16 protein-coding genes and 2 tRNA genes are annotated in these 25,749 nt (G+C 46.4%); 7 read left to right on the forward strand and 11 right to left on the reverse strand.

Annotated elements, in window-relative coordinates; translation table 11 throughout:
• Positions 1–64: 64 nt before the first annotated feature.
• Entirely contained in the window at positions 65–190 is a 126-nt protein-coding gene (locus ACZ5QV_RS02160) for a hypothetical protein (RefSeq protein WP_464601023.1), read from the reverse strand.
• A gap of 762 nt (positions 191–952) precedes the next feature.
• Here ACZ5QV_RS02160 and ACZ5QV_RS02165 point away from each other — a divergent pair.
• Together ACZ5QV_RS02165 and gltA are read left to right on the forward strand one after the other, a co-directional pair.
• A complete protein-coding gene (locus tag ACZ5QV_RS02165) occupies positions 953–1,798 on the forward strand; it encodes a sulfide/dihydroorotate dehydrogenase-like FAD/NAD-binding protein (RefSeq protein WP_464601024.1) in 846 nt (281 codons plus the stop codon).
• A gap of 14 nt (positions 1,799–1,812) precedes the next feature.
• Complete coding sequence (gene gltA, locus ACZ5QV_RS02170; RefSeq protein WP_464601025.1) at positions 1,813–3,246, forward strand: NADPH-dependent glutamate synthase; 1,434 nt, start codon at positions 1,813–1,815, stop codon at positions 3,244–3,246.
• A 795-nt stretch (positions 3,247–4,041) separates the two neighbouring features.
• Here gltA and ACZ5QV_RS02175 read toward each other — a convergent pair.
• Positions 4,042–4,113: transfer RNA gene (locus ACZ5QV_RS02175), tRNA-Arg, on the reverse strand.
• A gap of 190 nt (positions 4,114–4,303) precedes the next feature.
• Complete coding sequence (locus tag ACZ5QV_RS02180) at positions 4,304–4,846, reverse strand: nitroreductase family protein (protein WP_464601026.1); 543 nt, start codon at positions 4,844–4,846, stop codon at positions 4,304–4,306.
• 255 nt (positions 4,847–5,101) lie between these two features.
• On the opposite strand from ACZ5QV_RS02180, the gene ACZ5QV_RS02185 reads away from it, so the two are divergent.
• Positions 5,102–6,664: a PKD domain-containing protein gene (locus ACZ5QV_RS02185; RefSeq protein WP_464601027.1), complete on the forward strand. Its 1,563-nt coding sequence runs from the start codon at positions 5,102–5,104 to the stop codon at positions 6,662–6,664.
• Between the two features lie 154 nt (positions 6,665–6,818).
• Here the strand turns inward: ACZ5QV_RS02185 and ilvC are convergent, their stop codons facing one another.
• The 5 genes from ilvC to ACZ5QV_RS02210 all read right to left on the reverse strand — a co-directional run bounded on the left by ilvC (position 6,819) and on the right by ACZ5QV_RS02210 (position 13,399).
• Entirely contained in the window at positions 6,819–7,826 is a 1,008-nt protein-coding gene (gene ilvC / locus ACZ5QV_RS02190) for a ketol-acid reductoisomerase (RefSeq protein ID WP_464601028.1), read from the reverse strand.
• Positions 7,827–8,100: 274 nt separating this feature from the next.
• Positions 8,101–8,586, reverse strand: a complete 486-nt coding sequence (gene ilvN, locus ACZ5QV_RS02195; protein WP_464601029.1) for an acetolactate synthase small subunit — start codon at positions 8,584–8,586, stop codon at positions 8,101–8,103.
• The gene (locus tag ACZ5QV_RS02200; RefSeq protein ID WP_464601030.1) at positions 8,587–10,278 is read right to left on the reverse strand and encodes an acetolactate synthase large subunit; all 1,692 of its coding nucleotides are present in this window, start codon (positions 10,276–10,278) and stop codon (positions 8,587–8,589) included.
• Positions 10,279–10,799: 521 nt separating this feature from the next.
• On the reverse strand, positions 10,800–12,290 hold the full coding sequence (locus ACZ5QV_RS02205) for a (R)-citramalate synthase (protein WP_464602005.1): 1,491 nt from the start codon (positions 12,288–12,290) through the stop codon (positions 10,800–10,802).
• A 302-nt stretch (positions 12,291–12,592) separates the two neighbouring features.
• Positions 12,593–13,399 carry an HD domain-containing protein gene (locus ACZ5QV_RS02210; protein ID WP_464601031.1) on the reverse strand — a complete coding sequence of 269 codons (807 nt, stop codon included), beginning with the start codon at positions 13,397–13,399 and terminating at the stop codon, positions 12,593–12,595.
• A 594-nt stretch (positions 13,400–13,993) separates the two neighbouring features.
• Between ACZ5QV_RS02210 and ACZ5QV_RS02215 the strand changes: the two genes are divergently transcribed.
• Positions 13,994–17,089, forward strand: a complete 3,096-nt coding sequence (locus ACZ5QV_RS02215; RefSeq protein WP_464601032.1) for a tetratricopeptide repeat protein — start codon at positions 13,994–13,996, stop codon at positions 17,087–17,089.
• A gap of 375 nt (positions 17,090–17,464) precedes the next feature.
• Here the strand turns inward: ACZ5QV_RS02215 and ACZ5QV_RS02220 are convergent, their stop codons facing one another.
• The gene (locus ACZ5QV_RS02220; protein ID WP_464601033.1) at positions 17,465–17,644 is read right to left on the reverse strand and encodes a hypothetical protein; all 180 of its coding nucleotides are present in this window, start codon (positions 17,642–17,644) and stop codon (positions 17,465–17,467) included.
• Between the two features lie 252 nt (positions 17,645–17,896).
• On the opposite strand from ACZ5QV_RS02220, the gene thiI reads away from it, so the two are divergent.
• On the forward strand, positions 17,897–19,159 hold the full coding sequence (gene thiI / locus ACZ5QV_RS02225; protein WP_464601034.1) for a tRNA uracil 4-sulfurtransferase ThiI: 1,263 nt from the start codon (positions 17,897–17,899) through the stop codon (positions 19,157–19,159).
• 1,000 nt (positions 19,160–20,159) lie between these two features.
• Here the strand turns inward: thiI and ACZ5QV_RS02230 are convergent.
• Entirely contained in the window at positions 20,160–20,702 is a 543-nt protein-coding gene (locus ACZ5QV_RS02230) for a pyruvoyl-dependent arginine decarboxylase (RefSeq protein WP_464601035.1), read from the reverse strand.
• 462 nt (positions 20,703–21,164) lie between these two features.
• Positions 21,165–23,216 (reverse strand): hydantoinase/oxoprolinase N-terminal domain-containing protein, encoded by a 2,052-nt coding sequence (locus ACZ5QV_RS02235; RefSeq protein ID WP_464601036.1) that lies wholly within the window; start codon positions 23,214–23,216, stop codon positions 21,165–21,167.
• A gap of 552 nt (positions 23,217–23,768) precedes the next feature.
• Here ACZ5QV_RS02235 and ACZ5QV_RS02240 point away from each other — a divergent pair.
• A tRNA-Val gene (locus tag ACZ5QV_RS02240) sits at positions 23,769–23,842 on the forward strand.
• A gap of 197 nt (positions 23,843–24,039) precedes the next feature.
• Positions 24,040–25,704 carry an IS1634 family transposase gene (locus ACZ5QV_RS02245; RefSeq protein ID WP_464599431.1) on the forward strand — a complete coding sequence of 555 codons (1,665 nt, stop codon included), beginning with the start codon at positions 24,040–24,042 and terminating at the stop codon, positions 25,702–25,704.
• Positions 25,705–25,749 lie beyond the last annotated feature (45 nt).

The following is a 25,749-nucleotide window of genomic DNA, read 5'->3' on the forward strand; positions in this document are numbered from 1 at the left end:
TCCTGCCATCAAAATAATTTTAAACAGATGATTCTTCCACAATTCTCCCCAGTTTCTGAAAAGATTACTCCGTCTTGTCGCAACTTAGAAGATGTTTCTTTTTCCCAACACGAGAGTCTTCAAAGTGTATAGGATCGACTTTGGCAACTTCGGGCTCTTCTTTCTCTTCCTGCTTCTTTTCTTCCGCCATTCAACTAACCCCCTATTATAGATCAATCCGGGAAATTATTCCCTATTTTATAATATACAAGGGATTTATTTAATTATTTTGTAACAAATGTAAAAAAAGATTATTATCCGGGGGCTGGTTTTCCGAAATCGGGTATTTCCGGGAAGTTAGGTTGAAAGAAATGCTTCAAAAAGAAATGCTTCAGATATGACTGCCCCACATCCAAAATAATTAAAAATTATTTGGGAGAATATATAAACCATCAGTCGTTATATTGTTGCCTCTGGCGGGAAAAACCACATGACCTGAGGGTTTGCCCGCAGATTTATATAGAAATATTTCATCTGATGCATGTCTAAATTCTATTCGATGCTCGTAAAAGATAATACTCATTAAGTTATTTTATAAAAGATGCTTTTATTCAGGAAAATGTCAATGACCCCCCATTAAAACGGGAAGCTTGCTTCGACAAGCCCTGATTGACCAGCCTGAGTCTTAACTGATTGCGTTGGAGATGTTATGATACATTTGGACGTTTCCTCAGTCCAATTCCCTATCTTGTAGCATTAAAAGTCCTGAGAACCAGGGCCCGGTGTGCTACACATGAAAAGCATATCCAACATCGGCAAGGGGAAATAGTTTCAAATATTACGTTACCTGCTACGGGAACTTGTTTCAAAAGCAGAGTGGAAAAATCCAAACGTGGAACGGAATGCTTGAAAGTTGACAGCACTCCGCTCACGACTAAAGTCGCAGGCATCCTGCCTGAGGAATCGTGATTCGATGTCATATAAAATACTAGAAAAAGAAGAAATCTCCCCATCGGTGCACAGGATGAATATCGATGCACCTGACGTGGCAAAGGCCGCAAAAGCCGGCCAGTTCATAATCCTGAGGATTGACGAAAAGGGAGAAAGGATACCTCTTACAATTGCGGATTTTGACCCGGAAACCGGAACAGTCACCGTAATATTCCAGGAAATGGGAAAGACCACAAAGCAACTTGCAACCCTCGGAGCAGGCGACGCCCTTGAGGACTTCGTAGGTCCCCTCGGGACTCCGGCCGATGTCCGGAAACTCGGAACGGTTATCCTTGTCGGAGGAGGCGTAGGAGTTGCCCCAATTTATCCCCAGGCTAAAGCCTATACGGAAGCCGGCAACAAGGTCATCTCCATCATCGGGGCCCGGAACGAGGAGCTGCTCATCCTTGAGAAGGAAATGGCTGAGGCAAGTTCCGAACTCCACATCGCAACCGATGACGGTTCAAAGGGTCACCACGGTTTCGTAACCGACATAATGAAAAACATTCTGGACAGCGACGAAAAGGTTGCCCGTGTCGTAATTGTTGGCCCCCCAATCATGATGAAGGTCGGGGCAGGAGTTGCGGCTCCCTATGACGTGGAAATCCTGGTCAGTCTGAACTCCATAATGGTGGACGGGACCGGTATGTGCGGCGGCTGCCGGGTTACGGTCGGCGGGGAAACAAAGTTTGCCTGCGTGGACGGGCCCGAGTTTGACGCCCGCAAGGTTGACTTCATTCAACTCATGAACCGGCTTTCCATGTACCGGGGAGAAGAAGCGGAAGCTAAGGAAAAATACGAGCACAAATGCAGGTGCGGTCTGAACTGATAGGAGGAAAAAAGATGACTGAAAAAAGTAAAAGCAAAACCAGGACCCCTATGTCAGAACAGCCTGCCGGGGAAAGAGCCAGAAACTTTGACGAGGTAGCCCTTGGCTACTCAAAGGAAGAAGCCCTTGCCGAAGCTTCCCGCTGCCTTAACTGTAAGGAGCCAAAGTGTGTGGAAGGCTGTCCTGTAAACGTGGACATCCCCGGTTTTATCAAACTTATCTGTGAGGAAAACTTTGAAGGGGCAATTGAAAAGATCAAGGCCACAAACGCCCTCCCCGCAATCTGCGGCCGGGTCTGCCCTCAGGAATCCCAGTGCGAGGCCCTCTGTGTGCTTGGCAAGAAAGGCGAACCCGTGGCAATTGGGCGGCTTGAGCGTTTCTGTGCCGATTGCGAGCGCGAAACGGGTGTGAGCACTCCGGAAGTTTCGGCCCCTTCCCCGTCCGCAACTGCAACTGCAACCGCAGTCACAGCTTCAACCGACAGGAAGGTTGCAATAGTGGGCTCGGGCCCCGCAGGCCTGACCGCTGCAGCCGACCTTGCGAGACTGGGCTACAAAGTGACCATCTTCGAGTCCCTGCATAAGGCCGGAGGAGTTTTAAGTTACGGTATCCCCGAGTTCAGGCTCCCCAAAGCCATCGTGCAGGAGGAAGTTGAATACATCAAAAGCCTCGGAGTTGAGTTCAAACCCAACTACGTTATAGGCCGGATAAAGACCCTCGACGCCCTTGCCGAGGAGTTTGACGCCGTCTTCCTCGGAACAGGCGCAGGCCTTCCGCGTTTCATGGGAATCGAGGGAGAAAACCTCAATGGAGTCTACTCTGCAAACGAGTTCCTGACCCGCGTGAACCTCATGAAGGCCTACGACCCCGAATACGACACCATGGTCAGAATTGGAAAGAAGGTCGTGGTTGTGGGCGGAGGAAACGTTGCAATGGACTCAGCCCGCTCGGCGCTCCGCCTTGGGGCCGAAGAGGTAAACGTCGTCTACCGCCGGGGGGAAGAGGAAATGCCCGCCCGCAGGGAAGAAGTCGAACACGCCAAAGAGGAAGGCATAGTCTTCCGTTTCCTTTCAAACCCCACCAGGGTCCTGGGCGACGATAAGTTCAATGTCGCCGGCATCGAGTGCATAAAAATGGAACTTAGCGAGCCCGATGAGTCCGGCAGGAGAAGCCCGGTCTCAATCGATGGTTCCGAGTTTACTTTTGAAGCCGATGTCGTGATAATCGCCATAGGAACCTCTCCGAACCCCATCATCTTCAAAGGCTCCGAAGGCCTTGAACAGAGCAGAAGGGGCACGGTCGTTGCCGAAGACGAAAACGGTGCAACCTCAAAACCCGGAGTCTTTGCAGGCGGCGACGTGGTCACAGGGGCCGCAACCGTTATCAGTGCCATGGGAGCCGGCAAGAAAGCTGCTAAGGCCATTGACGAATATTTGAAGAATAATTAAAAAGATGTCTGGAAATCCGAGATGAGGGAGTGATTTTTACTCCTTTATTTCTTCTCTTTTTTGTCCGAGGCAGGAAATTCCTTAAAACCGGCGGTACTGTCGGAAAAAAGCTGGTTCTTTGATACGGCGCCGGATTTTTGAAAACAGACTCGAACTTAATCGAATGTGACTTTTTTGAATCGATTTTAGATTCCGGCGTTTTCAACGGCCGACGCAGGAGGCCGGCCGGTTCAAAATGAAAATGAAGACAGAATCCAGTCTAAAAAACGCAGGTCTGAAAGAACAAAACGCACCACTACACTGCCCCTTTCGATCTTTCCCCACTCAATTCAAAAAACCAGTATGTGATATTGAATTCAAATTTTTTTCATTTCTGTCATGAAAAGCCCGGCCTGATGGCCGGTGAGTACGCCGGAATCTTAGGAAATCGATTTCAAAACCCAGCCTTGCATTCTCAAGGACCAACGTATCAGGCCACTGGTTTCATAACATTCTCAAGAAATATTTTAAAGCCGCAAAAATAATAAAAATCACAACGATAACCCAGACCAGGGGCACTATAAGCCTTAGCACAAAATACAGAACCACAGCCAGTAGAATTACCTTCAGGAAGGAAATTCTTCCTCCCGACAGGCTCTGCAAAAACGGCTGCCGGGCTCCAGCTGAATAACTTCCAAAACTTTGAGACCGGTTTCTTCCTCTTCCTCTGCCCATAAAAACCACAAAAAAGAATAAAATTTCAAAACGTAAATTAAATGCCAGGGCCTGAAAAACGCTGACACTTTTTTATAATAACAGGCCCGCTGGGAATCGAACCCAGGTTCGAAGCTCCGGAGGCTTCAGTGATATCCACTACACCACGGGCCTTCCTTGAGACAGAAGGCATAAGTATTTCCGGACTGGTTGGCTGTTAATAGTGCGAAGTAGCTTATAAACTTAATCCTTCAATAAGGGCCTGTTCCGGCCTTTTTGGTCCAACTGCAAAAAATGTTTTGAGCAGGCAAAAAGAAAATTTAGAGGAAGTTAAGCCTGAGCTTGTCAGGCCGCAGGAATTGCTTTACGCATCCCAGATTTTTCCGTACTTTTCCTCAAACACAAGTTCCTTCAGCTCTTTTCTCGGAGATGTCCTCTCCTTTGGGACCGGCTCTCCTATAGCAAGTATGGCCATCAGCTCAAAGCTTGCCGGACATTCGAGGATTGAGTTCACTTTTTCGGCCTGCTTCAGGATCTCCCCGAGCCAGACAGCTCCAAGGCCCAGCTCACAGCAGGCAAGCAGCATATTCTGGATTGAGGCCCCGACTGCCTGGACGTCTTTTGTATAGGAATAGGAATGTTCCGTGTCCAGGTAAACTGCTATGAGGAGAGGAGCTTCTGCAACCACTTTTGTGTAATGGGTACATTCTGAAATTTTCAGAATGGTTTCAGCTTCCCGGACCACGATAAAACGCCAAGGCTGGTTGTTCAGGCCTGAGGGAGCCCAGCGGCCGGCTTCGAGGATGATTTCTATTTTTTCCCTGCTTACCGGGGTTTTCGTGAATTCCCGGACGCTCCTTCTTGACAGTATTGCATCGATTACTTTGTTGTTATTTTTGTCCTGCAATATCTCACCTTCAGTTTAAAACTTAATTTCAGGTCTGCTCTAATATGTTTTTTCCTATTTTACCTATAAACTGCACTTCTAAAAACTGCTAGATTTGAAACATCCCACTGATTATTTTTAAACACACCTTAAAAAAAGTTTATATATATCTATTACAAAATGCACACTCCTATATTAATTTTTTAAATAGGTAATGTCGATTTTATATAATACTGAATTGGATAATTGGTTAATTTATTTAGAGAGTGTGGTTTTATGAAAAGATATTCAAACTTAAATTTTTTTGCTCTAACTCTTGTACTTTTGGTTGCACTTGCAGCACCTGTAGCTGGAGCCAGTGATGAAAATGTATTGGCCACTTCCGAAGAATGCCATGCTAATGACCATTCTAGGCATCTGAATCAGATCAGGGCACCTTCGGCTGGAAATGCTTTGTTTTCAGAAAATAAAGAATTAGTTTCAGAAAGCAAAGAATTGTTTTCAGAAAATAAGGAATTAGTTTCAGGAACTGAAGAAGTAACAAGTGAAGAGATAACAATAACACCGGTCTGCACGGAATTTGAAGATCAGGATTGGGCCTGGATATCCGGGGACAAAATTGTCTGGCAGGATAACCGCTCAGGAAACCAGGATATCTACATGTACGACCTGTCTACCGAGACAGAATCAGTAATTAGCAATAGCGATTATGATGAGTGCGAACCCTCTATCTCCGGCAACAAAATTGTCTGGACAAAATACAGTGAAGACAGAAATGATGGGTATTTGTACGGGGATATCTACATGTACGATCTTGAATCCGGACTCAAAAAAGCTATCTGCACAGCTCCTTATGGACAATGTGATCCTTCGATTTCCGGGGACAGAATTGTCTGGACTGATTATCGAAATGGAAACGCAGATATCTACATGCATGATCTCAAAACCGGGATAGAAACAGCAATTTGCACTGCTTCTGGTGATCAGGGCGGACAGGTAATTTCCGATAGCAAAATTGTCTGGGAAGATTGCAGAAATGGAGACGACTGTACGGACATCTACATGTATAATATAGAAACCGGGGTTGATACCGCGATCTGTACAGCTTCGGATGACCAGCAATGGCCTTCAATCTCCGGCGACAAAATTGTATGGGAAGATTACAGGAACGGGGACAACTATGCTGACATCTACATGTATGATCTTAAAACAGGGAAAGAAACCACAATTTGTACAGATGCTAGTAGCCAGTGGTGGCCTTCGATTTCCGGCGACAGAATCGTCTGGGAGGACTGGAGACATGGAGACGGGGACATCTACATGTATGACCTCTCAACTGGAACTGAAACCGCAATTTGCCTTTATGAATATGAACAGGCAAGACCCATAATTTCCGGCAACCGGATTGTCTGGGTAGACTGGACTTACGAAGACGGGGACATCTACATGTGTGAACTCCCGGATTCGAGTCCTGTAGCCAACTTCTCTGCATCCCCTACCTCAGGCACTGCTCCGTTAACCGTGTCTTTTACTGATTTATCAAGCGGGGCCACTTCCTGGAAATGGGACTTTGATGGGGACGGTGTGTATGATTCAACTGAACAGAACCCGACCTATATATACACAGAATCTGGAACCTACACGGTTACCCTGACCGTGAGCGATGGAAGCTGCACTGATATGGCTGAGAAATGCATTACTATTTCGAGTCAATCCATGACCTGGCTGCCCTGGAGCCATCCTGACTCGGACGGGGGCCGCACGGTCACGACAAAGGAACTTCAGGAAGTAATCTCCTGCTGGCTAAACGGGCTGGAAGCTCCTGAGTATCAATTTTGAGTTCTGAGGAAAGACTCGGGAAATGAAAAGAAAAAAGTAGTATCAAAAATGAGAGTACAATCCGGAAAAAATCTCCGGATTATCTCTTCTATTCTTTTTTACCAGAATTTTAATTTTAAATTATTTAATTTTAAATTCCTTTTTACCGGGAATTTCAGTCGTCGTCGATTTTCTTGTTGAGCCAGGGGATGTTTGCCCTGATCTGCTTGCCGACAATCTCGAGCTGGTGTTCCTTTTCCTGACGTTCCATGGCTTTGAGCACGGGGTGGTTGGTCATGCCTTCGAGGATGAACTCCTTGGCAAATTCCCCATTCTGGATCCTGTCGAGGGCCATGTACATGGCTTCGCGGGACTCGTCGTTGATGATCTGCGGGCCCACGGTCATGCCGCCGTATTCTGCGGTGTTGGAGACGGAATGCCACATTCTCTCAAGGCCACCTTCGTAGATCAGATCTACGATGAGCTTGACCTCGTGGCAGGTCTCAAAATAAGCCATCTCGGGCTGGTAGCCGGCTTCCACAAGGACTTCGAAAGCGTTCTTGATAAGGGAGGAAATTCCTCCGCAGAGGTCCACCTGTTCTCCGAAGAGGTCGGTCTCGGTTTCTTCCTTGAAGCTGGTCTCATAAACGCCTGCTCTGGTTGCTCCGATTCCCTTGGCGTAGGCAAGAGCGATGTCCCTGGCGTTTTCTGTAGCGTCCTGGTAGACGGCAATCAGGCCGGGAACTCCGATGCCTTCGGTGTAGGTCCTGCGCACGATGTGGCCCGGGCCCTTGGGGGCTACCATGAAGACGTCAACGTCTTTTGGAGGCACAATCTGGTTGTAGTGAATGTTGAACCCGTGAGCGAAAGCAATCGCATTTCCGGCTTCGAGCCCGGGCTCAATTTCGGAGTAGTAGACGGCTGCCTGCGTCTCGTCAGGCAGGAGGATCATGATAACGTCTGCGGCTTTTGCGGCTTCGGTGACAGTCATGACTTTCAGGCCTTCGGCTTCGGCCTTTGCGCGGCTGGAACTGTTTTCCCTGAGCCCGACTATCACATTGAGACCTGACTCGTGCAAGTTCAAAGCGTGGGCGTGGCCCTGGCTTCCGTAGCCCATCACTGCGATGGTCTTGTCCTTGATCGCATCAAAGGTGGTTTCATCATCATAAATTATTGTTGCCATTGCTTTATTCTCCTTGTAAATTTCTAAATTATAAGTTGAGATAATAAGTTAAGATAATAAATTAAGATAATAAATCCAGATTATAAGTCATTAATTAATTAATTACCGTGAAGTATCTTTGATTTATGAAAAATGTTCTGCTTTTTTAAGATGTTTCTCAGGGATTTTTCGGCCTATTTTACATATACAGGGGAACAGACCGGGTACCCCTGGCAAAGTCCCGACCTGTAAAAAATAATTGATCAGCGCCCCCCTTTTACCCACCCTCTTATATTTAAACTTTTTTCGGGCCTCTGGAAAGGGCTATCTTTCCGGTCCTGACCAGTTCCTTGATTCCGAACTGGCGGAGGAGTTTTTCCATAGCCTGAATCTTTGCCTCGTCCCCTGTGACCTCCACGGTCATTGATTTCTGGGCAACATCCACTATCCTGGCCCTGAAGATGTTCGTGATCTGGAGGATCTCGGCCCTCGAGTTCACATCGGCTGCGACCTTGATAAGGGCAAGTTCCCGCTCAACGGCGTCATCGCTTTCGAGATCCGAGACCTTGATGACGTCGATAAGCTTATTAAGCTGCTTTGTGACCTGTTCGAGCACGTTGTCGTCCCCGTGGACCACAATGGTCATCCTGGAGATGCTCGGATCTTCGGTCACGCCCACGGCCAGGCTGTCGATGTTGTATCCACGCCTGGAAAAGAGGCTTGCTACCCTTGAGAGGACCCCTGCCCTGTTTTCAACCAGCACCGCAAGTGTGTGTTTCATTTAATCGTCCTCCAGGTCAAGGATTTCATTGATAGCAGCTCCTGCCGGAACCATCGGGGAAACATTTGCCTCGGCCTCGACTATCACATCAATCACGGTAGGCCTGCCCGATTTGATAGCTTCCTCGATTGCCGGTCTGACTTCGGAAGGCCTTTCAACCCTGAGCCCGAGAGCCCCGTAAGCTTCGGCAAGTTTCACGAAGTCAACACTTCCTGCGATATCGGTACAGGAGTAGCGGCGGTCATAGAAGAGTTCCTGCCACTGCCGGACCATACCCAGATAGCCGTTGTTCATGATCACGGCAATGACCGGGATGTCGTTCTGAACCGCGGTTGCAAGTTCCTGAGAGTTCATCTGGAAAGAACCGTCCCCTGAGATATCGATAACCACTTTATCGGGCCGTCCGACCTTGGCTCCGATGGCTGCCGGATAGCCGTAGCCCATGGTCCCGAGTCCACCTGACGTGAGGAAGGTGCGGGGTTCACTGTACTTGAAAAACTGCGCGGCCCACATCTGGTGCTGCCCGACTTCCGTAACAATGATTGCATCCTTGCAGGCCGCCGAGATCTCTTCCACGACAAACTGAGGCTGTATAACCTTCGAGTCCTTCCGGTAAGTAAGCGGGTATTCCTTTTTCCACTCACTTACCTTTGCGATCCAGGCCTTGCTCCTGCAGCACTTCACATGTTTGATCAGGGACCTGAGGATTTCTTTTGCGTCGCCTACAATCGGGATGTGCACGGGCACGTTCTTAGAAATCTCTGCGGGGTCGATGTCAATGTGGATAACCCGCGCGTTCGGGGCAAAAGATTCCAGTTTCCCTGTAACCCTGTCATCGAACCTGGCTCCAACCGCGATTATCAGGTCGGACTCCTGGACTGAGTAGTTTGCGTATTTGCTCCCGTGCATACCCAGCATCCCGAGGTTCAGGAAATGTTCTGTCGGGATTGCACCGATACCCATAAGGGTTGTTGTAACGGGGGCCATTATGGCCTCGGCAAGCTGCACGAGTTCGGCGCTCGCGTTGGAACTGATTACCCCACCTCCGGCGTAGATGATCGGTTTGGTGGAATTTGCAATTTCCTCGGCAGCTCTTTTGATCTGCTGGGGGTTTCCTTTGAAGGTTGGTTTGTATCCCCGGAGTTCTACTTTATCAGGGTAGTAGAATTCAATTTCGGAGTTCTGGACGTCTTTTGGAAGGTCTACTAATACCGGGCCGGGCCTTCCGGTGGATGCGATGTGGAAGGCTTCTTTCATAATCCTGGGTAATTCGTTTGCATCCTGCACAAGATAGTTGTGCTTGGTAATTGGCTGGGTAATCCCAGTAATGTTGGCTTCCTGGAAGGCATCGTTCCCGATAAGGAACTGCGGGACCTGGCCGGTTAAGGCTACCATGGGTACGGAGTCCATGTATGCGGTAGCAATGCCTGTTACCAGGTTGGTAGCGCCTGGGCCTGAAGTGGAAATGCATACCCCGGTTTTGCCCGTCACGCGGGCGTATCCGTCCGCAGCATGAGCTGCTGCCTGTTCATGGCGTACAAGTATATGGTGCAGGTCTGAATCATAGAGTTCATTGTAGAAGGGTATTACCTGCCCTCCCGGATATCCGAAAAGGGTATCTGCTCCCTCTTCTTCCAGGCACTTTATCAGAGCCCTGGCACCGTTGACTTTTTCATTTGACCCGGTTGTCATTTTAAATCTCCTTCTTGTCTTTAGAAGTCCTTCTGTCTCTAAAATTACCTTTTGTTTTTTGCAGTTTCTCTTTTTTCGGTCCCGCTCCCTGTAGCGGGTCCTGCCGTTTTGTCCAAAAAGTACAGAGGACTTCTAAGTGTCATGCTTTTAATATACTCTATTGTCAATTATTCTTCTTTTTCGACACAGTTCATAATGAACCAGTTCATCATGAATTTTGTCAATACGTAATAATCAATCATGTATGATTAATCATCATATATATGGATGAGGGTCTTTCCGGAAAAACAGAGAATTAACCCTGTAACTCAGGCCCGAAATCCCGACGATATGGAAAAAAGAGGGGAGAAGAGGTTACCTCTCCCGTAACTTCCCGGAACGAAGCTATTCCCTCCATCTTCCGCATCCGGCCACTCTCAGCAGGCTCTTCCTCCAAAACCCGGAGCCATCAGGCGAAGGTTTTAGGGAAGAGGAATTGACCCTGAATCCGGTCTGGTCCGCAGAGCTCCGGTTTTTCAGTATCAATCCTCTCGGACCAGCCGGTTCATCCCGTTCATCAGGGCTTCTACGGAAGCTGTGATGATGTCCGTCCTGGCCCCACTGGAGGTGATCGTCTTGCCGTTTTTGGAGAGCTTCATCCTTACTTCCACAAGGGCGTCAGTCCCCCCGGTGATGGCATCGACGTGGAACTCTTCAAGGATGATATCCTCCGCACAGGAACGGGCGGCCCGCCGGATGGCGTTGATTACGGCGTCTACTGGCCCGTTTCCTATCCCAGCCTGTACGATTTCCTTATCTTTTACTCTGAGTTTTACGGATGCTGTAGGAGTCACCCGGTTTCCGGATACTATGGTGAACTCTTCCAGCTTCACAATAGGCTCGGTGTAGATATCGAGCACGTTTTCCGCAATGGTCTGCAGGTCAGCGTCGCTTACGAACTTCCCCTGGTCACCCATCTGTTTGACCCGTGTGAAGATTTCCTCGGCCTGGGCCTCACTGGCTTTAAGCTCCAGTTCGTCCAGGGCCAGGGTAATTGAGCTCCTGCCCGCGTGTTTTCCAAGGACGATCTGCCTGTGTCTCCCGATCTGCTCGGGGCTCATGGGCTCGTAGGTGGCCTTGTCGGCAAGGAGGCCGTGGACATGGATGCCAGCCTCGTGAGTGAAGGCGTTGCCTCCCACAAGGGCCTTGTTAGGGGCTACGGAAACCCCGGTAAGGCGGCTTACCAGCCTGGAAATCCGGTAGATCTGCTCGTGCTTGATCCCGGTGTCATATTTATAGAGCCATTCAAGGCCCATGACCACTTCTTCCAGAGCGGTGTTTCCGGAGCGTTCCCCTAAACCGTTAATCGTCACATGGGCCTGTTTTGCCCCGGCTGCAAGAGCGGCTACGGTGTTTGCCGTCGCAAATCCAAAGTCGTTGTGACAGTGGATGCTTATCGGGGCTTTCAGAGAAGTTGATAATTCCCTGAAAATCTCTGTGGTCTTTTCAGGCACAAGGAGTCCTACCGTATCACAGTAACATAAACGGTCGGCTCCTGCTTCGATTCCGTCGGCGTACAGGGCCTTTAAAAATTCGAGGTCTGCCCTGGAGGAATCTTCCCCGCTAAGTTCCACGATTAAACCGTGGTCCTTTGCATACTCCGTGACGTCAGCCGCGATTTTTCGCACTTCGTCCCGGTCTTTATTGAGCTTGGTCCTGATGTGCAGGTCCGAGACCGGGGCTACCAGGTGGATGGAATCCACGTCGCATTCCAAAGCATGGTCCACGTCGGCCTTTACAATCCTGCAATAACTGCAGATTTCGGCGGAAAGCCCGTCGTTTGCAACGGCTTTGATGGACTCCCGTTCACCCTTGGAAGTGATTGCGGAGCCTGCTTCGATTACGGAAACCCCCAGTTCATCCAGGGCTCGGGCAATCAAGAGTTTCTTTTCTCTTGTAAGAGCCACGCCCGGGGTTTGTTCACCATCTCTTAAAGTCGTGTCCAGAAAGCGGATATTTTCGAATAATACTATCCCTCAGTTGTGTTTTGTATTAATGATAAAAATATTATAAGAATACAGCAGAATACCTCTGAGTTTTTAGCTTAGAGGTAGTTGACGTATAATATATGCAATGACATCCACATTTTGTGGACCCTATATAATTATACACATTGAATATATTATTTATTCCCTCTGGAACCCCTTCCCCTGCAACAGGCAGGAGGCTCCATTGATCTGACGCTGTGGCATTGACCCTATTGCCAGGCCCTCTAGAGGCATTAAGAACTGTTTTTAAATAAGTATACTCTAGTATTTCAAGTTTCCAGTTGACATTAGGACCGGGATTCGCTTCTGCTCTTTTTTTGTGCACTCAGGTAGGCTTCCAAATGTGCCCTGACCCTGCACACTCCCTCCGTATTTGGGAGAGTTGCATAAATTTTTTCGAGGTAGCCCTGCCTCTCGAACTGAACAAAGGTTTCCGGGAAATTCAGGTCAAAGACCCAGCTCAGGCGCAGGAGGTTTACGTCGTTTCTGTTCGTTACGTCACTTATTTTTGCCATTCTGTTGTTCAGGATGTCCCTGATTATGGTCTCCGAACATGCCGGGTTGTCGGGCAGGTAGAGTTCGAGAGCCGGGTTAGGGGAATTTTCGGGGGCTTCATAGTGTTCGGTTATGAGTTTCAGTATGTCAAGTTTATCGGCGTCCCGTATCAATTTTGAGTAAAAGATAACGTCTTCAGTTTCTTCTTCAGCGGGGACTTGCATACGGTTATGGTATTCAACGGCTTTGTAGATTATGTGCTGCTCCTTTTCGGGCAGGTGGGAGATTATGCCGGATTCTTTCAGGACCCTGATCCCGAGGACGGCATGGTCTTCAGAATCGGAGTCTTTGAATGTCTTATACTTTGAAAACTGCTCGAAACGGCCCAGGTCATGAAAAAGGGCGATTACTTCGGCAAGGCAGCATTCCTTTTCTCCCAGGTTTTCGGACCTGGCAAGCAGGCGAATGTTTTCACATACCGTCTTCGTATGGTTGGCCTTAAGCCTGATATTTTTCTGAATAAGGGGGTCCGGGGAAAAAAATCGAGCTACGTATTCCCTGAACCAGTCACTAAAATAATGAAAGTCTTTTTTGTCCATGGTCTCGCGGTATAGGATATCTTCTGATATATTTTAGTCTATCTTTGCCGGAAAGCCCCTTTCAGGACAAGAGTCCTAATCGTATAACTTTAATATAACAACCTTTAAATATAATTATAAGATTATAACTCCAAAAAAGATTTCGGCACATAGTAAGAGAAATACAAAATGTCGCTAAATAATACAAACAAATTAAAATCAGTTAATTATATTCAGGTATAAGAAATTCAGAAGGGATGTTTAACTCATATTTTTTACACATTATTTGAAGAAAACTTAATTTACTTTCACTGTTTAAATTGATTACTTAAATATTCATTAACATTCTAAATTTGATGTACAATGTCGATAGAATATTATGGATTGATGTACTATTATGTAATTGACAGTTTTTGTTAAAAGAGGGTATCTATGGTTAGGGAGACTTCTGGCCAAAATTCAATAAAAAAGGGGTATTTCATGGCGTCGGGAAAATCATTTATCAGTGTTTTCACATTCTGGTCAATTGCCTGTTTATGTATTATATCGGCTGGGGGGATACTGCATCCCGCCCTTGGTTTTGATGGAGAAAATATTTCATCTCAAAATTATTCAATGGAAGAGCCGCAGAATGAATCCAATGTTACGGCGAATGAATCCAATGTTGCGGCTTTTGAGCCGGAATCTACTGATGCCGGGACTCTAAGTAATAAAGGTCAGAGTTTATATCTGCTAGGAAACTATACGGAAGCGCTTGTCTGCTACAAAAAAGCGCTCAAACTGGACTCGAATTCTACTGCCGCCTGGTACGGGAAAGCCTGTACTCTTGAGGCCCTCGGGATGTACGAGCCTGCGGTTGAGGCCTTCGATAAAGCCTTTGAGACTTCTCCGAATTACTCTTCGGCCTTTTTCAAAAGAGGACTCGAAGCTTATAACCATGAAAGCTATTCCGATGCAATAGAGAATTTCGAAAAAGTGTTTGCTCTTGAAGCTTATCGGACAAAGATCTCTTACAGGAAAGGGGAAGTCCTTACAGAGCTTGGCCTGCACCAGCCAGCCAGGATGGCCTTTGATGAAGCCCTGAAATATTCTTCGGCCTGCGCTGAGTCCCTGTATATGAAGGGACTGGCTTTTGAAGGGCTTGAGCAGTATGAAAACGCCATAAAATGTTATAACAGTTCCCTCAATATCACCCCCGATAACGCCACTTACTGTTATCAGAAAGGACAGAGTTACGATTCTCTCGGAAATAACGCGACTGCTCTGGAATATTATGATAAGGCCATATCCTTTGCTCCTGCTTATGCCGACGCCTGGTTCAGCAAAGGGCTTGTCCTCGACCGGCTTGGAAGCTATGAGGACGCAAGAAAATGTTATGACAATGTCCTTCTTTCCAATCCCGAAAACCTTGAAGCTCTCCAGAAAAAAGGGGACGATCTCGAGCAGCTCGCCAGATACTCCGAAGCAATCCAATGCTACGATGAAATCCTTAAGTACGACCCCGGAAACTCCGAAGCCTGGTACAGCAAGGGTTCTTCCCTGAAAAAACTGGGACAAACTGAGGCTGCAATCGAATGTTTTTCCAGAGCCCTGGACCCTGACGCCAATCTAGAAACCGAAACCCCTGGCGATGATGTGCTTTTTGAAAAGCTCCTTGCCAGAGATGCTGCGGTAGTGTGCTACCCGGAACCTGCTACTATTTCTACCGAGGTAGGGAAAATCTGGTATGAAAAAGCCCTGGCGTTTGATGAACTCGGCAATTACGAAAACGCGATAGATTGCTATAACCAGGTTCTTGAGGAAGATTCAAAGCACGCTGTGATCTGGTACCGGAAAGCCCTGGACTTCGACCGGCTGGAAAAGTCTACTGAGGCTGCAGAAAGTTACGGAAAAGCCCTGAAACTTGATTCTGAATCCCCCCAAGTCTGGTATAAGAAAGGGGCCGCTTTTACGAAGCTCGGAGAATATAAGGATGCCGTGAAATGCTTTAATGAGGCCCTTGAGCAGGACGAAAACTATACCCTTGCCTGGTACAGTAAGGCTTCGGCCCTTGATAGACTTGAAAAATATGAAGACTCCGTTGAGTGCTACAGCCAGGTCCTTGCTTTTGAACCGGGCAGCGCGGGAATCTGGTATAAAAAAGGACTTGCTCTGGACCGGCTTGGGAGTTACTCCGAAGCTGTCGAATGTTACAGGCAGTCCCTTCAGATTAACCCGACTTATGCCCCGGCCCGTTTCAAATTGAATGAGGACCTGAAACTGCTGGAAAACACCGCGACTACTCCTGAAACCTCAAGCCTGAATGAAGCGGGCATTAATCCCGATGTTATTAAAATCCTGCAGGAGAAAGGCTTTGTTTTCTACCTGCTCGGATATAATGGCCTAGAGGAAAGTGAGACTCCCCAGACTTTTGACCTCGGAAGCCTTGAGAGTTTCGACCCCGATTTTACTTACGAACGGGTCTGGTATGAAAAAGCTTCAGTTTCAGGCAAACTTGGAATGAATGATGAAGCCCTTCGCTCTTATGAGAATGTTCTCATGCTTAATCCCGCCAATACCGCGGCCTGGTTTGAAAAAGGCTCAATTCTGGAGTTGTTCGGGAGCTACGATGAGGCTTTCAAATCATATGAAAAAGCTGCGACCCTTAACCCGAACTCCGCAGCAGCCTGGCAGAGTATGGCCTCCAATGTCGGAAGACTCGGACGCTATGAGGAAGCTATAGGGTACTACGACAGGGTACTCGAACTTGAGCCCGGTAATATAGTGGCTCTCTCGGAAAAAGCCTCAGCTTTTGTAAATCTCGGGAATCATTCCGGAGCCATTGGCTGCTATGATAAACTCCTTGCCCTTGAACCCGGAAACGCGAGGGTGTGGACTCAGAAGGCTGTAGCTCTCGGGAACCTTGGAAGATACTCAGAGGCATTGGAAAGCTATGATAAGGTCCTTGAACTCGAACCCTCAAACATTGAAGCCCTTTCCGATAAAGGCAGGACACTCGAGCAGCTCGGACAAAAGGAAGCCGCCATTGCAACTTACGACAGGATCCTTGCGCTCGAACCTCTCGACTCCTCGGTCCTTTTCAGGAAAGGGGAAGCTCTTGAACACCTCGGACGTTATGATGAAGCGATTGCCTGCTATGACCGGATCCTCGAACTTGAGCCTGCAAATGTTAAGGCTTATAATATCAAGGGCTTTGACCTCTACATACAGGGCAACTATCTCGATGCCATAAACAGCTACGATAACGCTCTGAAATATGACCCGAACAACGCGGTTGCCTGGTACCTCGAAGGGGCTGCCTATTACAAGGTCAGCAGCACTAATGCTGCTCTGACATGTTACGACAAGGTCCTTCAACTCAGGCCTGACTGTATAACGGCCTGGTATAACAGGGGCTACATACTTAACGTAAAAGGAGAAACTGATGAGGCCATTTCTTGCTATGACAAAGCGCTTGCAATTGACCCGAATTCGGCCTCCGCACTCTACAACAAACGCTTTGCCCTCTACACCATTCGCAGTTATGAAGCCGCCTCGCAGTGCAAGGAAAAACTGGACGTTCTTGACCCGGGCTTTATAGAGGCCCTTCAGGACCGCGGCACAAAGTTCTTCCTGCCTGATAGCTACAGTGAAACGCTGGCTTACACGCTTCCGAACAGGTGGCATAATGAACCGGAAACAATTGTATCAGTAACGGAAAAGGATAGCTGATAAGAAAAAATGTGGTATGCGGGATCTGGGTTTCCGCATTCATCCCACATTATTTTTAATTATAAATATATAATTACAGTTTTCATTTTTGGAACTTTTATAGAAAAAAAATTATAAAAATTGGCTACCCCTCTCTGCCATTTTCGGCAAAGCTGGAACTGTCAAGCAAGAGTTTCTCCTGCTGCCTGAGATAAAAAAGATGTAATAAAAAAAGGGGTTGTCTGAATGTTTCCCAGAAACTTTCGTTTCTTTGTTGGCTTCCGACATCCTCCCTAACCAGTTTTCAATTTACTGGCATTGGTGCGAATGTTGGCCAGAAACACTTTCTGTTTCCCTGTTTGTTTCCGAAACCCGTTGCCATGCTCTATCTGGAGTTCAGACTTCGAGGTCTGCTCCGAGAATTCTTGTCTCTATAGACCTTTTATCCATGCTAGGCTTCCTTATAAGGGTCCCAAGCAGGATTATCCAGCCCACAGGGAACAAAACGAGTAACAGGCTATATGCTGTTAGGACTGTTACTATCGATTTCCCTGCAAGTGCTTTCAAAGTATCCATTTTATACTCCATCCCTGGTGTAGTTGTGATAATTCTTGCTTGCGTTGCTTCGATAGTGGGTACTGTACCTAGTTTTACCCAATGTCTATGCGATTGTGCGTAATGCACAATACCATACATTACTATGTATTTAATATATTAAATAGGTTTTCAAAAAGGATATATATATTTATATATATTAAGCGTTATAATTTATAGAGGGGACCTCCCCATCCCTAAATATTTATTCCCTTGCTGAAAGCTTTAAACCCGATGCCAGCAATACCGTTATCCATGGTCAGCAATGAGAGTGATGTTTCTGAGGTTTCAAGTGAGGGAAAGGCCCCTTCGGTTCCGAAGGAAGCTTCTGTTTACACAATTCTTGTCCGCTATGGAGAACTGGCACTTAAAAGTACAGGAGTTCGGAACTGGTATGAAAAAATTCTCGTGCAAAACATAGCGGCAATGCTTGATTTAAGGAAAATCGCTTATTCCGGAATTCGGCGGGAATGGGGCCGCATCTTTATTGAGGAGGCCGGAGAACATGCAGCAAAGGCGGCAGCAGACGTTTTTGGAGTGGTTTCAACGTCTTTTTCACTGGAAACCCCCCCTGATCTCGAAAGTGCTGCCGCCTTATGCGCAAAACTTGCCCCTTCTATGATAAAGGACGGGGAGTCTTTTGCTATTCGGGCCAGAAGGAGTGGAAACCACTCTTTTACTTCGGCCGAGCTCGGGAGAACATGTGGGGACGCAGTCTGGCATGCCCTTGAGGAGCAGGGAAAAAGCCCTTCCGTTGACCTCACAAGCCCCGACCGGGAGATTTTTGTCGAGATGCGGCAGAATAAAGCCTATGTTTACACCGGGACGGTTCCTGGGGTTGGAGGGCTCCCCCTGGGGACGCAGGGCTCCATGGTGGTCCTCATGTCCGGAGGAATCGACTCCCCGGTTGCGGCCTGGCTCATAATGAAGCGCGGGGTCAGGATCATACCCATCTACTGCAATACATGCCCTTATGCAGAGGACGCGGCCCGGGAAAGGGCCTTTGACTGTATAAGACAGCTCCAGGCCTGGGCCCCCGGGTACCAGTTAACCACCTACGAAATCTCACACGGCCCGAGTCTCAAAGCCTTCATTGAGACCTGTGCCCGGAAAAATACCTGTCTGCTCTGCAAACGCATGATGTACAGGGAAGCTTTTGAAATCATGAATAAAGAAAAGGCAAGCGGGATTGTTACCGGCTCGTCTCTCGGGCAGGTAGCCTCCCAGACCGCGGCAAATATGTATGCTGAGATCTACCAGCTTGCAATTCCAATCTACCATCCTTTGATAGCCTTCGATAAGAGTGAAATCGTGGATCTTGCCCGCAGGATAGGCACGTTTGATATCTCAATCAGGCCTGCAGGAACCTGCACAGCAGTCCCTGAACGCCCTGAGGTAAAGGCAGAGTATGACCTCATTGTGGAAGAAGAAAAGAAGCTGGACATCCAGGGAATGGTCCGGGATGCAGTTGCCGGAATAAAGATCCATAAGCTCTGATCAGCTTATTTTTAAGGCAGTGGTCATCTTCCACTGCCTTCACCTGACAACTCAGGTTTTTGAGGAACGAGGGACCTGTTGCAAAGGTTTCAATCCTGGTGCACTACAATCCTGATGCACCAGGTCATAAACTTCTTCAGGCGAATAAAGTAACACGGTTTGTCATATATAAGCACATATATAATTAAATTTGATTGAAATCCTTTATATAATATTTATAACCTGTGTATTAATCGGGCGTTGCTCATTATAGCTCATCAACCGACCTCCAGTTCAATCCACAAGTTCAATCCACAACAATCCACAACAATCCACAACATCAGCTTTATTGATAAGTCAACGCCCACTTTTTTCTTTTAGAAGGATTGTTACCTTTTAGCAGGTCGGTAATTTTCAACTATATAAGCTGGAGTCCCCTTCCTCGATGTTTCTAATCGAAGATTAGAAACTCCTGTTAAACCTGCGGTTTAACACGACAGCCGGAGGCTGGCAGGTGGGGGTAGTTGACCTATCTCCTTGAAAACCACACCCAAATTAAAAAAATATAAAAAATTATTTATTGTCTTAAACACATTTTTTATTTATGACGGCTCTCTCTCTTCGTCCTGACTTAAAAAGTTCCAAACTCCAGGTTATATTCCTGTTTTTTACATTCAGCAGCTTTATTATTATGACCTTTGGTTCTCTCTACATTGAAATGTACCCAGGAAATCCCGGAATGGGAGAATTCTTTATTGGTGCGTCAGGGCCTGTTTTCTGGACCTGCTGCGGTGCCTGGATTATTTATAACCTTGTTTATATTTTTGAAAATAGAAGATAATGATTTTGAGAAACTCTGTATAAGAACAAGGGGAAGACTTCTTCCTCGATATTTGCGTAAAAGAAGATGGATCCCCTCCCAACTGCAAAGAGTTGAAAAGAAAAACATGCATTCCGCAGACAGGTCTTTTTTTGCGGCATGCATGAATTTATTTAAAAGTCTATTTATTATAAAAATTTATTAAATTATGAAAACCATCGCGGCAAGCACTGTGGTCCATTTGCCGTTCTTGTCTCCATTTGCGGTCTGACAGGCGTTGAAAGTGTCAAAAATGTGTCCGCTTGTTTTGTAGACCTGTTCCCTTTCGTGCCAGGCCAATTCTGCGTTAAACTCTATTCCGAGGGTGGTTGCAAGCATGGTCGCTGCCAGGTCTTCCGCATATTCCCCTGCGGTTTCTTCGTCTTCCCCGTAGGAGTGGTGTTCCGAAATATAGCCGTAATTATTTTCATTGACCGGGACGGCGGTGCCTATCGCCGAAGTGACCAGGCGCTGCGGCTCGTTGGTATCGTTTCTGGCCAGCACGCAGTGCACAATGGCCCCGGGTTTCAGTTCTGGTAATCCCTCTTCCCTGGGTACGATTTTACAGTTGGGAGGCAAAATACTGGAGACACAAACAAGGTTGTATTTTTCAATGCCTGCGGCCCGAAGGGCAAGTTCAAAGGACGCTAGTTTGTCCTTATGGACCCCAGTGCCCCTGGTTAAAAATGCTTTTCTAGGGATCATGTTCTTTCCTTTACATTAATTTGATACTGTATTATATATCCGAAAATATCAATTGATTTTAATAATTTAAGACTGTATTATATATATCCGAAAACAGGTACTTCTACTTTTTCTCCTCCCCTTTCCAATCAGGACTGGGACAGTAATGGTTCCTGGACCTCATTCCTACCGGCGCAAGAAGAGATGCCTGACTGGTAATTATTCTGGTCCATGCGACAAAGCCTGTGTCCTGCGAGTAGTTGAAGAGCACTCTGTCCATTTCGAAACAGCTTCCTGTTAATTAATGTTTGAGTATTTTATCTTTTTGCTTTCAAAGCCTTTTTTTTATTTTTGGAAGGCATGTGGGAGGAAAAAGGAAGTCACAGCTCTTTAAATATACAATCGAATGCATACAAATAGTATGAGGAACAGGAATGAAAAAGAAGCCAGTAAAAAGAGGAAGGAAATAAGAGGCAGTAACCTTCACTCTTTATTTTCAGTCGGTATTTCCCCGGCATGTATGGATTCTTCAAGGAAAGCGGACTCATTTTCCACTCTTCCCTTTTCTCCTTCCGCCAGAGCTTCTTCTCCTATTGCTTCTTCGTAGACGTCGGATTTCGAGACCCCTTCGAAGATCAGGGTGGTCTCGATCGGGAGCCCACCTTCATGAGCCCTGATTTCTTTCTTCTGGAAATTGATTGAGACCTGGGCTTCGGAAAGCCCTGACTCGGCCATGTAGTCCAGGACCATTTTCCTGCCGAACTCCTCGGCGTACTTAACAGCCTCCGACATGGAGAGGAAAGTCCTCCTCCCTATAGGAGTATAGACCACCACAGCCTTTGTCCGGAGGTTGTACTTGGACTCGCTGTAAACACTCCTTATGCTGATCTCAACCCGCTTGATACCTTTTCCTACAAGAGCCCCGACAGCGTTTCCGACATCAGAGTACTCGGGAAGCAGGATTTCGGCATCTATTAGGACTTTCAGTTCTTCCAGATAAGCCCGCACCGGCCCCCCGAGGAGCACCACGGGCACATCGACCTTGAAGCGGGAGAAGAAATTGCCTTCAAGTACCTTTTCGATTTCTTTTTTGTCCACCCCTTCCATCAGGAAGGCGATGAGGTCTCTGGCCATGTTCTTTGCAAAGAGCCGCTTTACATTTGTGCAGAACTCGTACTTGTCCATCCCAACGTAGTTGGCAAGAAGCATCGCCCCAATGACCGAGGCTTCGGCGTCCCATTCCGTGTACTCCCCGAGCACATGCAAAGCATCTGTCGGCGTAAAGCCTATTGCCTGGACCAGGCGCTTCTGTATCAGAGAATCCATGACCCTTCTGGAAGGGATGATATTCCTGTCCCAGTAGACCTCATTTAAGGAAAGGGGCTCGTCTCCCAGGAGGTCAAAGAGTTCCTTTTCCTCAGTGGTCAGCTCAATTGCTTCCTGCTTCGTCCTGACAAAAAACTTTGTTGCCTGGATGTGCTCATTGAGCTTGAGCCTGTCAGGGACCCAGCGTTTACTGAGGCTTTTCATGAAAGAGGGATAAAGGACAGCCGCCCGGCAGAGGGGCACAACCCTGCGGGGCCCGATACTGGTCCTGCTGCCCTGGACCCAGATATGGCTGTCCCCGCCCATGGCCGAGGTCTCCATCCGAAGAGCCTTGACCTTGGTCTGCCAGCCCCCGACAACGGCCCCGGTCTCGCTCAGGTAGGGAAGCCCTTTATAAATAAGGGAGACGTCTGTGCTTGTCCCCCCGACGTCGATTGCCGCGCAGGTCTCTTTTCCGGAAAGGTAGGAGGCTCCGAGCAGACTTGCGGCAGGCCCTGAGAAGACGGATTCGATTGGTTTTTTCATGGCTTCTTCAAGGCTTACCACCGAGCCGTCACAACGGAGCATGGCAACTCTGGAATCGATGTCTCTCCTTTTGATTTCGGATACGACCGTGTGCAGGAAGCGTTCGGTAATTGGGAGGAGCTGGGCGTTTAAGTAGGCGGTAACCCCTCTCTCGTAAGCCCCGAGGGCCCGGGCGAGTTCGTTCCCGCAGACCACGGGCAGCCCCGTGAGCTCCCGGATAAGTTCCTTTACCCGGAGTTCGTGCTCCGGGTTCCGGACACTGAAATAGGAAGAGACCGCAAAAGCCGATACTTTGTCTTTTAAGCCGAGCACGAATTCCCTGACCGTGTCAAGATCAAGGGGCGCTACTTCGTTTCCGTAGGAGTCGTGCCCACCGCTCACCATTGTGTAGTACCTGATCGGGCAGTCCTTCGGGATTTCATAGTCCCCTACAAAGACCAGGCCCACGGGAAAGCCTGTCTTTTCAAGGATCGTGTTGGTGGCAAGGGTCGTTGAGACCGAAACAAGCTCAACCTGCTTTAGTTTTTCTTTATCCAGCCCGTCCATCGAGTTTGCTATTCCTTCCAGCAGGTCCGGATAGGTGGTAAGGGCCTTGTTTGATTCTTCGATTCTTCCGTTGGAATTCCTGATTAAAACGGCGTCGGTGTAGGTCCCACCCGCATCGATGCCCAAACTATATTCCATTTTTTATACACTCCTGATTCCTGTAGCCCCCTTGCTACAGTTTTTTACAGTTTTTTGAGGATACCTTTTCCATGAAGCCCTGCTACCGGGAGTATTATGCAGGATTTCAAATACATTTTTCAGGAAAAAATTTGGTTTTGGGAATCGCTCAGGGGAATAATTATTTTTATAGAATTCATTATATGTAAGTACCTACCTATAACTTTTCTTCCCCACCTAAAACCTTCGCCTGAACAGCATCTCCAAAAACTCCAGTTTCATGGCAAAAAAGGATTTTGAGAACTTCAAATCAAAAAAAGAGAGAGAGAGATGTATATTACCAGGAGTAATGTTTGTATTAATGTTGCGACTATTTGTATTACTGCCAGAAATTGTCGTAGAGGAAACTGCCAAAATATCTTCGTTTGGTTGAAACCCTCAACTTTAAAATATAATTAAGTTAATTGGAGGCCGCAAGCAGCCCACCGATCAAAATGTATATATACGACTAATGATATTTTGAAATTGCATGATACATGAGATATTTTAAAAAATGTATATAATCAGCAAAATGGGCTCGTGGTCTAGTCGGTCATGACATCGCCTTTACACGGCGGGGGTCCTGAGTTCGAATCTCAGCGGGCCCATCAATATTTTAATGGATTTCAAACTCAGCTTTCAAAGAAGAGCTATTTTTGCCTTGATTTGCCACAAAAATCAGTGGCAAGGAAGATCCGTTAAAAAAAATATTTGTAAGGCCTAAGTTCTAAATTACATTTAAAAAGCCTATTGTATCTGTTTTTTGAAGAAATATCTTTATATACGTAGAACCTAAATTTATATCATGGTTTTTTTAAAACAGAAAATAATCAACGGTAAAAAATACTGGTATATTATTAAAACTGGCAGAATTGATGGAAAAGTGAAAACTATATTTCAGATATATTTAGGCAATGCCGAAAAAATATTTGAAATGAAAAAACAGAGTGAATCATTGCCCTACATGAAACTGAAATCTTTTGAGTACGGCAAACTTGCCGCACTTCTTCATGTGAATGAAGAGCTTGGATTCGTTGACATAGTGAACAAGCACACTATGAAAAAATCAATCGATGGTTTAAGTGTCGGAGAGTATCTTTTACTTGATATAGTGGGGAAATCTCATGGAGTTTTAAGTGAAAACGGTATTGGGGAATGGTTCAAAAAATCGGCCTTATCTTTTAAGTGGAAATTCCCTCATAAATTAAATTGTCAGAATTTTTTGAATCATATGAATTACATTGATTCCGACACAATGAAAAATATTGAAGACGATTTGTGCCGAGTTCTCATCGAAAAAGGACTAACCCCTTCAGTACTGTTTGTGGATGAATCAAACTGGTTCACTTATGCTACCAATTATGATGAAAAAAGTGAATTGCTTCATAAAGGGTATAACAAAAAGCATCGTAAAGACAAAAATCAGGTATCTGTAGCGCTGGCTGCTAATGATTACAACTTACCTTTTATTCACGAGACATATCCAGGAAATGTGCATGATTCAGAGGAATTTTCAGGTCTGGTTGACAAAATAGTAAACCGTCTAACCGAATTGAATATTTGTTCGGAAGACCTTGTTCTTGTTTTTGATAAGGGAAACAATTCAAAGGACAACATTGAAAAAGCAACTTCAAAGATGAATTTTGTAGGGGCTGTAAAAGCAAATCAGGCAGATGATCTTCTTGAAGTGCCATTATCTAAATATCAATTTTTATATGAAAGCTCAGAAGGCCACAAAATTTATGGCTATCGGACAAAGCATCAGTTTTACGGGACAGAATTTACAACAGTAATTACTTTCAATGAAGGAACTCACAAACTTCAAAAAAGAACTTGTGAGTCAAATATGTCAAAAATAACTGAGAATCTGGAAGACCTACAGAGGAGACTGGAAAGCAACAGAGGAAAAGCAAGAAACAGGAGCAGTGTAGAAAAAGAGGTTGCAGACATTATTATCAAAAAATACAGAAGTATGGTGAAATATGAAATTACTGATGCTCCTGAAGGTAAGAAAAAACCTCAGTTAAAGTTCTGGATTGACGAAGAGAATAAAAATAAGCGCGAAAATTCATTAGGAAAAAATATACTATTTACAGATAAGCACCGTTGGCACACTAAAAAAATTGTGCAAACATACAACAATAAAGGCGCTATAGAGGATGATTTTAAGCTATTGAATGATCACCTGCTTGTCCCTGTGGGACCGGTGTACCACCACAAAGATGAAAATATCAAAGTTCACGTATTTCTGTCTATAATTGGCTTACTTTTCTACAGATATTTAGCCTGGGAGACAAAGAGATATGGTCTTTCTATGAGAAGACTAATTGAAAATTTGTCCGAAATTAGGCTGGCAGTTATCCAGGATAAAGAATCAAATAAGTGTAATATTATTCTGGAAGAGATGAGTACAAAGCAAGCATCATTATTTTCTTTCTTGAACTTGGGTAATTACCTGCCACCCCAATAAAAACGTCATCAGTAGGATTATTCATTCCTTAGGCCCACACAAACA

The sequence above is a fragment of the Methanosarcina baltica genome (assembly GCF_055394095.1).